Annotated in this window: 12 protein-coding genes; 9 read left to right on the top strand and 3 right to left on the bottom strand. The window is 67.0% G+C overall.

Going from position 1 to position 14,196, the window contains the following annotated elements; all coding sequences use genetic code 11:
* Positions 1-167 precede the first annotated feature (167 nt).
* The 9 genes from C7R54_RS12270 (at position 168) to C7R54_RS12230 (ending at position 10,745) form a co-directional block, all read left to right on the top strand.
* Entirely contained in the window at positions 168-1,160 is a 993-nt protein-coding gene (locus tag C7R54_RS12270) for a LacI family DNA-binding transcriptional regulator (protein ID WP_129150721.1), read from the top strand.
* 236 nt (positions 1,161-1,396) lie between these two features.
* Entirely contained in the window at positions 1,397-2,770 is a 1,374-nt protein-coding gene (locus C7R54_RS12265; RefSeq protein WP_129150720.1) for an aminotransferase family protein, read from the top strand.
* Between the two features lie 146 nt (positions 2,771-2,916).
* A complete protein-coding gene (locus C7R54_RS12260) occupies positions 2,917-4,137 on the top strand; it encodes an ABC transporter substrate-binding protein (protein ID WP_129150719.1) in 1,221 nt (406 codons plus the stop codon).
* Positions 4,138-4,156: 19 nt separating this feature from the next.
* Positions 4,157-5,017: a branched-chain amino acid ABC transporter permease gene (locus C7R54_RS12255; protein ID WP_129150718.1), complete on the top strand. Its 861-nt coding sequence runs from the start codon at positions 4,157-4,159 to the stop codon at positions 5,015-5,017.
* Positions 5,017-5,997, top strand: coding sequence for a branched-chain amino acid ABC transporter permease (locus C7R54_RS12250; protein WP_129150717.1), 981 nt, complete (start codon positions 5,017-5,019; stop codon positions 5,995-5,997). The genes C7R54_RS12255 and C7R54_RS12250 overlap by 1 nt, the downstream gene beginning before the upstream one ends.
* Positions 5,994-6,809, top strand: coding sequence for an ABC transporter ATP-binding protein (locus tag C7R54_RS12245; protein ID WP_158021196.1), 816 nt, complete (start codon positions 5,994-5,996; stop codon positions 6,807-6,809). The genes C7R54_RS12250 and C7R54_RS12245 overlap by 4 nt, the downstream gene beginning before the upstream one ends.
* A complete protein-coding gene (locus C7R54_RS12240; RefSeq protein WP_129150716.1) occupies positions 6,806-7,507 on the top strand; it encodes an ABC transporter ATP-binding protein in 702 nt (233 codons plus the stop codon). Before C7R54_RS12245 ends, C7R54_RS12240 begins: the two co-directional genes overlap by 4 nt.
* Positions 7,508-7,518: 11 nt before the next feature.
* On the top strand, positions 7,519-9,756 hold the full coding sequence (locus tag C7R54_RS12235; protein WP_129150715.1) for a N,N-dimethylformamidase beta subunit family domain-containing protein: 2,238 nt from the start codon (positions 7,519-7,521) through the stop codon (positions 9,754-9,756).
* Positions 9,753-10,745 carry a LacI family DNA-binding transcriptional regulator gene (locus tag C7R54_RS12230; RefSeq protein WP_129150714.1) on the top strand — a complete coding sequence of 331 codons (993 nt, stop codon included), beginning with the start codon at positions 9,753-9,755 and terminating at the stop codon, positions 10,743-10,745. Before C7R54_RS12235 ends, C7R54_RS12230 begins: the two co-directional genes overlap by 4 nt.
* 54 nt (positions 10,746-10,799) lie before the next feature.
* Here C7R54_RS12230 and serB read toward each other — a convergent pair whose 3' ends face one another.
* From serB to C7R54_RS12215, 3 genes are all read right to left on the bottom strand, one after another.
* Complete coding sequence (serB, locus tag C7R54_RS12225; RefSeq protein WP_129150713.1) at positions 10,800-11,702, bottom strand: phosphoserine phosphatase SerB; 903 nt, start codon at positions 11,700-11,702, stop codon at positions 10,800-10,802.
* 79 nt (positions 11,703-11,781) lie between these two features.
* Entirely contained in the window at positions 11,782-12,852 is a 1,071-nt protein-coding gene (locus C7R54_RS12220; RefSeq protein WP_129150712.1) for a Bug family tripartite tricarboxylate transporter substrate binding protein, read from the bottom strand.
* Positions 12,853-12,910: 58 nt separating this feature from the next.
* Complete coding sequence (locus C7R54_RS12215) at positions 12,911-14,176, bottom strand: glucarate dehydratase family protein (RefSeq protein WP_129150711.1); 1,266 nt, start codon at positions 14,174-14,176, stop codon at positions 12,911-12,913.
* Between the last annotated feature and the right edge of the window lie 20 nt (positions 14,177-14,196).

Here is a 14,196-nt window from a genome sequence, read left to right as displayed (position 1 = left end):
CATGGCCGCCGGGCCGGTGCAGGGAGCGGTGCAGGGGCCCGTGCACGGAACCAGAATCCCCGCATGTCTACCTAGAGGATTTCGTCCAATGGAAATCCGCGGGAATGACGATGCGAACCCGAGCAACGCCCTGCTGCCCGCCATCTCCATGGCCAACCCGGGCAGGCATGAAGGACAAGCCCCCCACCCAGAAGGACGTGGCCCGGTACGCGGGCGTCTCGCAAGCCGCCGTCTCGCGTTTCGTCTCGGGTAGGGGCGCCGTTTCCGAGGCGACGCGCCAACGCATCGTCAAGGTGATAGACCAGGTCAACTACCAGCCCGATCCACTGGCGCGCGTGTTGAGCAGCGGCAGATCGAACATCATCGCCATCGTCATGGCCAGCATCACCAACCCGTGGTACCCGGTGGTGCTGGAGCTGATCACGCGCGAACTCCACCACCTGGGCCTGCAAACCCTGTTGTTCAACGCCACGCCGCCGCAGACCGTCGACGACCTGATACCGCTGGTGCTGCAATACCGCGTGCGCGGCGTCCTCATCACCACGGCGACGCTGCACTCCGCCGCCGCCGAGCGCTGCTTGCGGCACGGCGTGCCGGTGGTCATGTTCAACCGCTATTCCCAGGTCGCCAACGGACACTCCGTCTCCACCGACAACGTCGGCGGCGGACGCATGGCGGCCGATGCCCTGCTACGCACCGGCTGCCGCCGGCCGGCCTTCCTGGGTGGCGTGCCCACGGCTTCCACCAACCGGGATCGACGGGGCGGCTATGCGCGCAGGCTGGCGGAAATGGGCGTGGCGTCGCCGCCGATGCTGGAACGCGAGTTCACCTATCGCTGGGGCTACGACGCCGCGCGGCAGCTGCTGCACGCGCATCCGGACATCGACGGCCTGTTCTGCGCGGACGACGAGATCGCCGCGGGCGCCATCGACGCGCTGCGCTACGCCTTGCGCAAGCGCGTGCCTGAAGACGTGCGCGTATTCGGTTTCGACGACCACCCGGTGGCGTCGCAGGCGGCGTACGGCATCACCACCATCAGGCAACCCATAGAAGAAATGATAGAAACCGCCATGGGCCTGCTGCTGGACGCGGACCGCGGCAATGAACACCGGTTGCTGCAAGGACAGTTGATCTATCGCGACTCCACGCCGCGGGGGTAAGCCGGCACCGCCGGGCGCGGACCCAGTCCGGGCCGCCCGCTTGCCGGACTGCCAGCCGGACAGCTACCGACGGACGCCTGGGAAAACCCCGATGGAGCGCGCCGGCCACTTGGACAAGAATCCGTATTCACAGCCGCCAGCTTCATCGGCGCATATCCCGCCTCGCGCCACATCCCCGTACAAACCCTAGATTCCTGGTACTTACGCCTCGACGCAAACCAACCGGGCCAACTATCATGCCTACGACTGAATACGTATTCAATCCTCGGACCACCGACGTACTGATCAAGCAGCCGCTCGGGGCCAAGCTCCCTGTCGTGGACCATGCGAAAGGCGTCTATATCCATGCGAAGGACGGTCGCGATTACCTGGACGGATCGGGCGGCGCCATGACCGTGTCGATCGGACACGGAGTGCGCGAGGTATTGGACGCCATGCGGGCGCAGGCCGAGCGCGTCTGCTTCACTTATCGCTCCCACTTCACCAGCGACGCCGCCGAGGCCCTGGCCCAGGCGCTGGTGGACCTGGCGCCGGAAGGGCTGACCCACGCCTTCTTCGTCAACAGCGGTTCCGAGGCGACCGAACTGGCGCTGCGCACGGCGCAACAGTATTGGCGCGACCGCGGACGGCCCGGCAAGACCCATGTACTGGGCCGCGCGATCAGCTACCACGGCATGACCATGGGCGCCCTGTCCATGTCCGGCCATGACGCGCGCCGCGCCGACTACGGCAACCTGCTCCACACCTTCGCGGTGGCGCCGCCGCCTTATCCCTACCGCTTTCCGCTGTCCGGCGCGGATGCCGAAGGACATGGCGCCATGGTGTGGGACCGCATCCTGCGCGAGTACGGCGCGGACAAGGTCGCCGCCATCATCGTGGAGCCGGTCGTGGGCGCGGCGGGCGGCGCCCTCGCGCCGCCCGTGGGCTACCTGCGCGCCCTGCGCGAAATCTGCGACCGCCATGACGTGCTCCTGATCTCGGATGAAGTGATCACCGGCATGGGCCGCACCGGCACCTGGTTCGCCTGCGCGCAGGACGGCATCGCGCCGGACATGATCGCCACCGGCAAGGGCATGACCTCCGGCTATACGCCCATGGGCGCGGTCCTGTTCCATGAACGCATCATCCAGGCCTTCGGCGACAACGGCAAGACGGTCCCCTTCGGCCATACCTTCAGCGCCAACCCGCTGAGCGCCGCCACCTGCCTGGCCGTCGTCAACTACATGCGCGACCACAAGGTGCTGGACAACGTCGCCCCCCGCGCCGCGCAACTGGAAGCCGGCCTGCGCCGCCTGGCGGCGCGCCTGCCCTGGATGGCGGACGTGCGGGGCCGCGGCCTGTTATGGGGCTTCGAATTCGTCACGGATCCGGAAAAGAAAACGCCGCCCGACCCGGCGCTGAACGCCAACGTGCGCTTCACCGCCCATTGCATGCGCGCCGGCCTGATCGTCTACACCGCGGGTATCGCGCCCTTGAACAACGCCACCTTGATCGCCCCGCCGCTGGTCATCACCGAAATGGAAATGGACGACCTGCTGGCGCGGCTGGAAAAGGGGCTGCTCTCATTCGGCGCGGAGATGGGATACGCCATGGGATACGCCGCCGGCTGACCAGTATCCCGGGGCCCGGGTCTGGCCTCGAACGCTTATCGGGACATGCAGCAAGGAGTACCTCGGCGCAGCCGCGCAGCACCGGCCCGCTGCCATTCATGCAACACGCCGCGTCCGCGCGACCGGCGATTCCAAGGGGAAACATCATGACTACTGGCAAGAAAATCGACCGCCGCACCGTCCTGAAGGCCGGCGTGGCCGCATTGGGCTCTTCGTTGACGGGCATCTCGTGGGCACAGTCCGGCGGCGGCGCGCTGACCATGGGGGTGCTGTCGCAGCAGACGGGCACATTCGCCTATGCCGGCGACCTCGTCCTCAAGGGCACCCAGTTGGCCATCGAGGAGCGCCAGGGATCGGTGCTGGGCAAGAAAATCAACCTGCTGGTGCGCGATGACGAAGGCAAGCCCGCCGTGGGCGTGCGCCGCCTGACGGAAGCCATCGGCTCGGACAAGCTGCGCTATTTCCTGGGCAACTTCTCCAGCGCCGTCGGCCTGGCCGAACTGGAAGTGGCGCGCCAGGAGCAGGTTCTGCAGTATGCCGCGGGCGGCTCGGAGGACTTTACCGGCTCGCGTTGCAGTCCCTACACCTTCCAATGGTCGGCGCATGCCTACACCGCCCTGCGCGCCACGCTCGAATACGTCAGCAAGACCCTGCCGGACAAGAAGAAAATCTATACGATCACCGCCGACTATGCGTTCGGGCAATCCCTGCTGCACTACACCCAGGTGGCGGCGAAGGAGCTGGGCCTGCAACTGGTCGGCAACGACAACCATCCCTCGGGAGAACGCCAGTTCACCCAGTACTTCACCAAGGCGCTGTCGACTCGGCCGGACATCATCTGCCTGCTGACCGCCGGGGCGGACGCGGTCACCGCCGTACGCCAGTTCAGCAGCTTCGGCGTGAAGAACGTGCAGATCGTCGGTCCCTGGACCCTGGAAGTGGAACAGCTGCGCGAGCTGTCCCCCGCCATGCGCAGCGGCATGATACTGGGCCTGAACTACTACCAGGACATCGACACGCCTGTGAACAAGTCCTTCGTCGAACGCTATATGAAGGCCTACAAGAACGTGCCGTCCTATGCCGCCGCCTATGGCTACGACGCCACGCGCACCCTGTTCCTCGCCATGGACAAGGCCGGCAGCGTGGAGGTCCCGGCGGTGCTCAAGGCGCTCGAAGGCATGCGCTTCGACAGCATATTCGGCCCCACCACCATAGACGCCCGCACGCACCAGACCGTGCGGCCCTACTACGTCGTACAGTGCAAGGCGCCCGACGCCATGAAGAATGAATTCGACCTGGCGACCATCGTCGCGCAAGGCGACAAGCCGCAGCCAGCCGAGCTGAACGAGTGCAAGCGCACGGTTTGACCACGACACGGGGCCAAGCATGATTTCCTTGTTAGCCGCACAGCTGCTGAACGGGCTGGCGATAGGCATGATCTACGCGCTGACGGCGTTCGGCCTGTCCATCATCAAAGGGCTGCTCAACGTCCCGAACTTCGCCCACGGCGCCTTCTATGCGCTGGGGGCGTATGTCGGCTTCGCGGCATTGCAGTCCGGCCTGCCTTTCGCCGTGGCGCTGGTCGCCGCGTTCCTGGTCCCGGCCCTGGTCGGCGCCATCGTGGAGAAACTGGGCGTTGCGCGCCTGATGCGCGGGCCCTACCTGTACCAGCTGCTGTTCCTGTTCGGCGTGGCGCTGGTGCTGGAGCAGCTGATCATCATCGTCTGGGGCACGTCGGGCCTGAGCGCGACGGCGCCGGAGTGGCTGCAAGGGGCTTTCGACCTCGGCTTCACCTACCTGCCCAAATACCTCGTCTTCAACGGCGGCATGGCGGCCGTGACCATCGCGGCTGTCTGGCTGCTGATCGAGCGCACCCGCCTGGGCTCGCAAATCCGCGCCGGCATCGACAAGCGGGAAATGGCGCAATGCCTGGGCATCGACGTGTCGCGCCTGGTGACGGCCGGCTTCGCCCTGGGCGCCGGCCTGGCGGGCCTGTCCGGCGGACTGGTGCTGCCGCTGCTGGGCGCCAACGCCACCATGGGCGCGGAGATGCTGTCCATTGCCTTTGTCGTGCTGGTCATCGGCGGCCTGGGTTCGCTGTACGGGGCGCTGGCCGCCGGCGTGCTGGTGGGCCTGATCCAGAGCGTGTCGTCGGTCTTCGCGCCCGCGGCCAGCACGGTGCTGATCTATGTCGCCATGGTCGCCACGCTGATGATACGGCCGCAAGGCTTGTTCGGGGAACGCTGATGCGCCACGTCACCTCCACCTATGTCGTCGCGGCCGTGGCCGTGCTAGCGGCCATCGCCGCCCCGTTGTGCATGCCGGTCAATATCGCCACCGAGATCGCCATCTACGGCATCTTCGCGCTGGCGACGTACCTGCTGGTCGGCGTCGCGGGTCTGTATTCCTTCGGCCAGGCCGCCTTCTTCGGCGTCGGCGGCTACGTCGCCGGCTATGTCTTCATACATACCGGCCTGCCTCTGTCGGCGGGCTTGCTGCTGGCCGCGGCGGGCAGCGCCGCGGTGGCGCTGGTCGTCGGCATGATGAGCATCAAGCGCACGGGCATCTATTTCATGATGCTCACGTTCGCCTTCAACCAGATGATCTATTACCTGGCCTACAGCTGGCGCGACGCGACCGGCGGCGAGGATGGCCTGGGCGGCATCCGCCGGCCGGACATCACGCTGCCGGGCATCGGCACGCTGGACCTGTCGCAGCACCTGCACTTCTACATCCTTACGGCCGTCCTGTTCGTCGCCACGTTCGCGGCCCTGTACCAGCTGATGCACAGCCCCCTCGGCCTGATCCTCAACGCCGCCCGCCAGAACCCGCGGCGCACGGCTTCGCTGGGCTATTCGGTCTACCGGGCGCAGCTGCTGGCCTTCGTCATCGCCGGCGCGGCATCGGGCGTGGCCGGCGCGCTGTTCGCCATGCTCTATCGCATCATGCCCATAGACGCGATTTCCTGGACCAACTCCGGCACCGCCGTCTTCATGGTCATCATCGGCGGCATGTCGTCCGTCTTCGGACCGGTGATCGGCGCGGCCGTCTTCATCTGGCTCCAGGGCTTCTTCAGCCTGATATGGGCCCGCTGGCCGCTGCTTTTCGGTGTCTTCATCATCCTGGTCGTGCTGTTCCTCAAGGGCGGGGTCATGGAATTGTTCGAACGCGCGCGGCGGCTGCTGGGCGGGTCCACGCAAAAACGCACGCCGGGGAGCGCCGCATGAACGCCGCCACGCTGACATCCCCCGCCGCCCGCATCCAGGCCGGCCGCGCCGACGGGGCGGCCGGCGCGGCCGCCTACGCCTACGAAGCGCGCGGCGTCGCCAAGAAGTTCGGCGCCAACGTGGTCATCGAAGACCTGAGCATAGGCTTCGAGCCCGGCATGCTGCACAGCATCCTGGGCCCCAATGGCGCGGGCAAGACCACGTTGTTCAATCTCCTGACGCGCGACCTTCCCGTCAGCGCGGGCGAGATCCTGCTCAACGGCGTGCCGGTCACCCATCTGAAGCCGCACCAGATCGCCCGGCGCGGCGTGGGGCGTTCCTACCAGATCTCCAGCGTGTACCTGGAACTGACGTTCCTGGAAAACGTCTGGCTGGCCGCGTACCGGGCTTGCCACGGCGGTCGCATGGGGTGGTGGCGCCGCGTGGCCAGCTACGGCGAGCTGCGGCGTGAAGCGGGGGAGCTGCTGCGCAAGCTGGGGCTGGGCCAGTACGAAAACACGCCCGCCTCGGCGGTGTCCTATGGCGACCAGCGCCTGCTGGAGATCGCCGTCACCCTGGCCACGCGGCCCGCCATCCTGCTGCTGGACGAGCCCACCGCAGGCTTGTCGCAGCGGGAAACCGAACGCGTGAAGGATTTCATCGCCGCCATCAAGCCGGACTACACCATCATCATGATCGAGCACAAGATGAACGTCGTCATGGAGATTTCAGACCGCATACACGTGATGAACCGGGGCGCCCTCATCGCCGCCGGCACCGCGGAAGAGATCTCCCGCAACCAGGCGGTGCACGCCGCGTACTTCGGACTATGAAGATGCTGCTGGAAGTCGATGCCATCAATACCTTCTACGGTCCCAGCCAGGCCATCCACGATGTCTCCTTCGGCGTCGCGCAAAGCGAGGTCGTGGCCCTGCTGGGCCGCAACGGCGCTGGCAAGAGCACCACGCTGCGTTCCATCATGGGCTTGAACGGCGCGGCCAGTGGCCGCATCCGGTATGGGGACCGGGACATCACCCGCATGAGCCCGCAGGCTATCGCGCGCCTGGGCCTGACGCTGGTGCCGGAGACGCGCGATCCCTTCGTGCTGCTGACCGTGCGCGAGAACATCATGCTGGGCTATCGGCCAGGCTCGCCCTACACGCTGGACCGCCTGATGGACCTGTTCCCCCTGCTGCGGGAATTGCTCAAGAAGAAGGGCGGGGAGCTATCGGGCGGCCAGCAGCAGATGATGGTCATGGCGCGCGGGCTGGCCATGGGACCCAGATTGCTGCTGCTGGACGAGCCGTCGCAAGGCCTGGCGCCCATCATGGTCAAGGCGGTCGCCAGCGTGCTCAAGCAACTCAAGGGCGACGGGCTGACCATCCTGCTGGTGGAGCAGAACCTGAACATGGCCCTGGACATCGCCGACCGCGTGGTGGTCATGGAGAACGGCGCCGTCGCCGATACCTTCGACAGCGCCACCGGCCGCGCCGAACCCGCCCGCCTCGAACAATATCTCGCCGTGCATTGAAGGACGCCACGATGAAGCCTCCGGTATCCCAGCCCCCCATCATCGGTTACGTCACGCCGCTGAGCGCGGCGCCCGGGCAGGACCTTTCCTTTCGCATCAGCTCCACGGGCGACCAGCCCTTCACGGCGCGGGTCGTCCGCATCCATTGCGCGGACCCCAACCCCGCCGGACCGGGCATGCGGATGGAGGCGGTCGACCTGCCGCTGCAGGCGCGCTATCCCGGGCAGGAGCAGGCCGTCCATCCCGGCGCCTGCGCCTGGGCCGCGCTGGGCTCCGTCGACGCCCACCGTCTTGTGCTGCGCCTGCGTGCGCGTCCTACCCTGGCCAGCGACCCGATGCAGGTATTGGCCAGCCTGCAGGACGCCACCGCCCGACTGGGCGTGGCGCTGGCCATCGACAAGGGCGAGTTCGTCCTGGTGGTACGCACGACGCCCGACGGCGCGGCGCGCACCCTGCGCAGCGGCGTGCCGGCCACGCAGGACCGCTGGCAAGCCATCACCCTGGACGTGGTCCTGGACACGGGCAAGCTGTCCCTCACCGTGGAAACCGTGCCCATGGGCGTGCCCGGCGCCGGCCCCGCCCTGCCGACCCGCCATGCCCAGGTCGATGCCGACGCGGTCCTGGCGGTCCCCACGCATCTATGCCTGGGCGCCTTGTGGCAAGGGCATCCGGCGCAGGGCTATAACGGACTGGTCGAAGGGCCGCGGCTGCATGCACGGCGGCCCGACGGCACGGATACCCTGATAGCGGAATGGCATCTTGCCCGGGACATGCAGGCGCAATGCATCGCAGCCGCCCACGCCGGCATGCCGACGCTGGTGCTGGAAAACATGCCGGTGCGCGCGGTGCGGTCGTCCGCGTGGACCGGCCGGCAACTGGATTGGAAACAGGCGCCGGACGAATACGCGGCCATCTGGTTTCATGCCGATGCGCTGGCCGACTGCGGCTGGCGCGAAGCCCTGAAGCTTCGCATTCCGCCCGGGCTGGCTTCCGGCGTCTACGGCCTGGAAATCCGGAACGCCGACGGCGCCGACACCATACCCTTCTACGTCACCCCGGCCAAGGACGGGCCGCGCGCGCGCGTGCTTTTCCTGGCCTCGACGCTTACCTACCAGGCCTACGCCAACCATGCGCGCGGCAACTACGCGGGCGAACTGGCCGAGCGCATCGCCGCCTGGGATGCCTATCCCCACAATCCGGACATCGTCACGCAGTTCGGGGCCTCGACCTATAACCGCCATCGGGACCTGGCCGGCATCTGCCTGTCCTCGCGCCTGCGGCCCATGCTCACCATGCGGCCCGGCTACCTGACCTTCCCCGACCCGCGCGGATCGGGACTGCGGCATTTCCCCGCCGACTCGCACCTGACCAGCTGGCTGCAAGACCGGGGCATCGCCTACGACGTCATCACGGACGAAGACCTGGACGACCAGGGGTTGGCCGCGCTGGCCCCCTACGACGTGGTCCTGACCGGATCGCATCCCGAGTACCACACGCGCGGCATGATCGAAGCCCTGATCGCCTATCGGGAAAACGGCGGCCACCTGATGTATTTCGGCGCCAACGGCTTCTACTGGAAGGTGGCGCGCCCCGCGTCGGCGCCCCATATGCTGGAGATCCGCCGCGCCGAAGGCGGCATCCGGGCATGGGCGGCCGAGCCGGGAGAGTACTACCACCAGTTCGACGGCGGCTATGGCGGCATGTGGCGGCGCAACGGCATTCCGCCCCAGGCGACCGGCGGCGTCGGCTTCGCGGTGCAGGGCGGCTTCGAGGGCGTCGGCTACAGGCGCACGCCGGAATCGTACGACGCCGACGTGGCCTGGCTTTTCGACGGCGTGCAGGGGGAACGCTACGGCGACCATGGCCTGTCGGGCGGCGGCGCGGCCGGCTTCGAACTGGACCAGGTGGTGACCGAACTCGGTTCGCCGTCATGGCTGAAGATCGTGGGCGTCTCGGAGGGCCACGGTCCTAGCTTTAAAATCGTGCCCGAAGAAATCCTGACCTGGACCATCGCGGCCTCCCTACCGCGCAAGTACGAAGGCGTGCGGGCGCATATGGCCGTCGGTCTGGCCGAAAACGGCGGCGGCCTTTTCGCCGCCGGATCCATTACTTTCCTGGGCAGCCTGTGGAAGAACGGATACGACAATGACATATCGCGCATCGTCGAGAACTGCCTGCGCCGCTTCCTCCGCGCCAGCGACGCACGGCGTGATCGAGGACAGCGGGCTACATCGAACATAGCAGAGTGAAAAAGAAAACGCCCACACAGAAAGACGTCGCCAGGTTCGCGGGGGTCTCGCAGGCGGCCGTTTCGCGCTTCGTTTCCGGCAAGGGGGCCATCTCCGACGAAGTGCGCGAGAAGATCCTGAAGGTGATCGACCTGGTCAACTACCAGCCCGATCCCCTGGCGCGCGGCCTGAGCAGCGGCAAGTTCGACATCATCGCCATCGTGATGGCGAACATCACCAATCCCTGGTATCCCGTGGTGCTGGAACTGATCACGCGGGAATTGCACCGTATCGGGCTGCAGGCCCTGCTGTTCAATGCCACCCCGCCGCAGACCGTGGACGATCTCATGCCGCTGGTCCTGCAATACCGCGTGCGCGGCGTCATCATCACCACCGCTTCCTTGAACTCCTCCGGCGCCGACCTGTGCGTGCGCCAGGGCGTGCCGGTGGTCATGTTCAACCGCTATTCCGCGGTCGCCAAGGGCCATTCGGTGTCCACCGACAACACCGGCGGCGGACGCATGGCGGCCGATGCCCTGTTGCGCGCCGGCAGCCGCCGCCTGGGCTTTCTCGGCGGCATGCCCACCGTATCGACCAATCGCGACCGCCGCGATGGCTTCATGGCGCGGCTGGCCGAGCTGGGCATGGACAACGTGCCCGCGCTGGAAAAGGAATTCACCTACGGCTGGGGATACGAGGCCACGCAGATGCTGCTGGCCCGGCATCCGGAGATCGACGGACTGTTCTGCGCCGATGACGAGATCGCATCCGGCGCCATCGATGCGCTGCGCCATGCCCTGGGACGGCGCGTGCCGGAGGACGTGCGCGTCTTCGGCTTCGACGACCACCCGGTGGCGTCCAACGCGGCCTACGACATGACGACGATACGCCAGCCGGTGGAAGACATGATCGCGGCAGCCATCGAACTGCTGCTGCGCGACGGCGGCGGCAACGAGCATCGCCTGCTGCCCGGCCAGCTCATCTACCGCAAGTCGACGCCGGAACGATAGGCGGGCGCCGCGCTGGCGAGGACACGCCGGCGCGGCACTGCCCATGGCCATGGCTCATGCCCGCGCGCTCTCCAGGACTCGCGGCAGCGCATCCAGGCCCAGGTGGTCGAGCACCACGTCCAGTTGCGGACGCAGTACCGGCTTGGGGCGAAAGCCCACGGACAGGCCCGCCAGCGCCATCATCTTACGGTCGTTCGATCCGTCGCCCACCACGATGGCGTCGGTGGGCGGCACGCCCAGGTCCTCGCAAAGGCGGCGCACATGCGCGGCCTTGACGTCGGCGTTGATCAGCGTGCCTTCGATCTCGCCCGTCAGGCGACCGTTCTCCACCGCCAGGCGGTTGGAATAGTCCTCGTCCACGCCCAGTTCCGCGCGGACGCGTCCGGTGAAGTAGTCGAAGCCGCCGGAGACGATGGCGGTCTTCAGGCCCGCCTGCCGTGCGGCATCGACCAGTGCTCGCGCACCGGGGGAAAAGCGCACGCGCGAGTCATACAGCTCAGCGAAGGCGTCCGTGGACAACCCCGCCAGCAGGCGTGTGCGCAGGCGCAGGCTGGTGTCGTAGTCGACCGAACCGGATTGCATGGCCTGTTCGGTCAGCTCGGCCACCTCCCGCTTCTTGCCGACCAGGTCGGCCAGTTCGTCGATGCACTCGATATTGATCAGGGTCGAGTCCATGTCGAACACCATCAAGCGGTAGTCGGACAAGGGGCGCGGGCGGGTGATGAGGGCACTGTCCAGGCCTAGGGCCTGGCACTGGGCGTGCAGCCATTCGCGCGGGTGTTCGTGGCTCGACCCGTGGTCCGCCCCATTGCCGGACCCGTCGTGCAGTCCATCGTCCAGCGCGAATGCCGCCGCCGTCTCGCCGACGCGGCGCGGCGGCGGGGTTCGCAGGCGCCGCGCCAGGGCGTCGAGTTGGGAAGAAGACAGCGGCGCGGCGCCCAGGACGATGAGTTGCATGTGGGAGATCAGTTGGCGAATCGGTTGCCCGATCGGTTGTCCGATCGGTTGCCGGATCGGTTGCCGGATCGGTGCCCGATCAGTTGACGGAAATGTGGTTCTCCTTGATCACCTTACTCCAAAAGTCGGTCTTTTCCACCAGGAATTTCTGGAATTCGGCCGGCGTGCTGGGCACCGGCACGGCGCCCAGTTCCGCGAACTTCGCCTGCATGTCCGGCTTGGCGACGATGGCCGCGACATCCTTGTAGATCTTGTCCACGATCGCCGGCGGCGTACCGCCCGTGGTCAACAGGCCCTGCCAGCTGCCCGTCACGAAGTCGGGGAAGCGGTCCTTCAGCACCGGCGTGTCGGGGATGGGCGGGAACTTGCCCGGGCTGGCCACCGCCAGCATCTTCACCTTGCCGCCCTCGACCAGCGCATGCGTGGCCAGGTAGCTGTTCAGCGTCATGTCGATCTGGCCGCCGACCAGGTCGGTGGCGATCTGGGCGCCGCCCTTGTAGCCGATGAAGTTGATGTCGATGCCGGCCTGCTTGGCCAGCACGATGCCGCCCAGGTGCGTGATCGAGCCTTGCGTCTCGCCGAAGTTCAGCTTGCCGGGATGCGCCTTGGCGTAGGCGATCAGTTCGTCGAGGTTGTTGGCCGGCAGGTCCTTGCGCACCACCAGCAGATGCGGCGAGTATTCGACGATGGTGATGGGCGCCAGGTCCTTCGTCGGGCTGTAGTTCAGGTCCGGATAGAGCGCCGGCGAGTTCGTCAGGCTGCTCAGGTCCATCAGCAGCAGCGTATAGCCGTCCGGCGTCGCCTTGGCCGTCATCGCGGCGCCGATGTTGCCGTTGGCGCCCGAGCGGTTCTCCACCACGACGGGTTGCTTCCAGACGGCGTTCAATTCCTTGGCCATCAAGCGCGCCACCACGTCGGAGGCGCCGCCCGCCGGATAGGGCACGATCAGGCGCACGGGCTTTTCGGGCCAATTGCCCACCGCCGCATCGGCGGCATGGGCCGGCGCCGCGCCCAGCGCCGAATAGGCGGTCAGCGCGGCCGTGAGCGTGGCCAGCCCGCATTCGCCCAGCGCGGACAGGACACGGCGGCGAGCCTGGCCGGCAGTGCTGCCGGCAGCGTCGCGCGAGAGGTGCTTGGACGTCAGATTCATGATTGTCTCCATGAAGAGGGGTATAGGTATGGTTATCGACAGCGCGCGGCGCCGCGCCTCAGAAGCGCGGCTTGTCCAGGGGGAAGGAGGGATCGTAGCGGCGCATATAGGCGCCCTGTTCGGACGTCACGCGCAGCCCGCAATCGAGATACTGCCGGTGCAGCTCCGCCAGCTTCGCGCGGTCCAGCTTCACGCCCAGGCCGGGCGCGTCGGTGAGCCGCACGCAGCCATCCACGAAAGGCACGGGGCCGCCTTCGACCAGGTCTTCCGTCTTCCAGGGATAGTGGGTATCGCAGGCGAAGTGCAGGTTGGGAATGGACGCGGCCACGTGCGTCATCGCCATCAGGCTGATGCCCAGATGGCTGTTCGAGTGCATGGACAACTCGTAGCCGAACGTCTCGCACATCTGCGCCAGCTGGCGCGTGGCCAGCAGGCCGCCCCAGAAGTGATGGTCGGACAGGATGACCTGCGCGCCGTTCAATTGCACGTTCTCGCGGAATTCGTCCATGCTGGTGACGACCATGTTGGTCGCCATCTTCACGCCCGTTTCCTGGTGCAGCTGCGCCATCTGGGCCAGGCCCGGCACCGGATCCTCGTAGTACTCCAGCACGCCCTTGAGCGTGGCCGCGATGCGGCGGCCGGTGTCCAGGCACCAGTTGGCATTGGGATCGATGCGCAGCGGATAATCGGGAAAGGCCCTTCGCAACGCCAGGATGCATTCGGCTTCGTAGTCCGGATCCAGCGCGCCGGCCTTCAGCTTGATGCTCTTGAAGCCGTAGTCCCGGACCATGCGCCGCGCGCTGGCCACCAGTTGCTCGGCGGTCAGGATGGGCCCCCAGTCGTCGGGAGGATACGGGTCGTCCAGGTGCTTTTCCTGCTTGAAGAACAGATAGGCGCTGTACGCCACTTCATCGCGGCAGCGGCCTCCCAGCAGGTCGACCAGCGGCAGGCCGACGGCCTGGGCCTGCGCATCCAGGAAGGCGACTTCATACGCGCCGAACACGTTGGTGCCGGCCTTGGCCGCATGGGTGCCGGGGTTCAGGTTGGCGAAGCCCTGGCTCAGGTCGGTCTTGATATGGGGCTGAACGGCGCGCCGCAGGCCATTGAGGTCGAAGGGACTCAGGCCGACCAGCGCCGCGCGGACTTTCTCCAGGTTCTGCAGGATGGGCAGGTCGCCATAGGTCTCGCCCAGCCCGACGTGGCCGGTGTCGGTTTCCACCTCGATGATGGCGCGCAGCGCGTAGGGCACGTGCAGGCCGGAAGCATTGAGAACCGGGGGATCGCGAAAGGCGACCGGGGTGACGCGGACGTCCGTGATTTTCATGGGCTGCTGCCTGTCTCTCT

Source organism: Achromobacter aloeverae (assembly GCF_004121055.1).
Lineage (GTDB): Bacteria > Pseudomonadota > Gammaproteobacteria > Burkholderiales > Burkholderiaceae_B > Bordetella_C > Bordetella_C aloeverae.
Note: the sequence above shows the minus strand (reverse complement) of the source record. Positions and strands in the feature narration are given on the sequence as shown.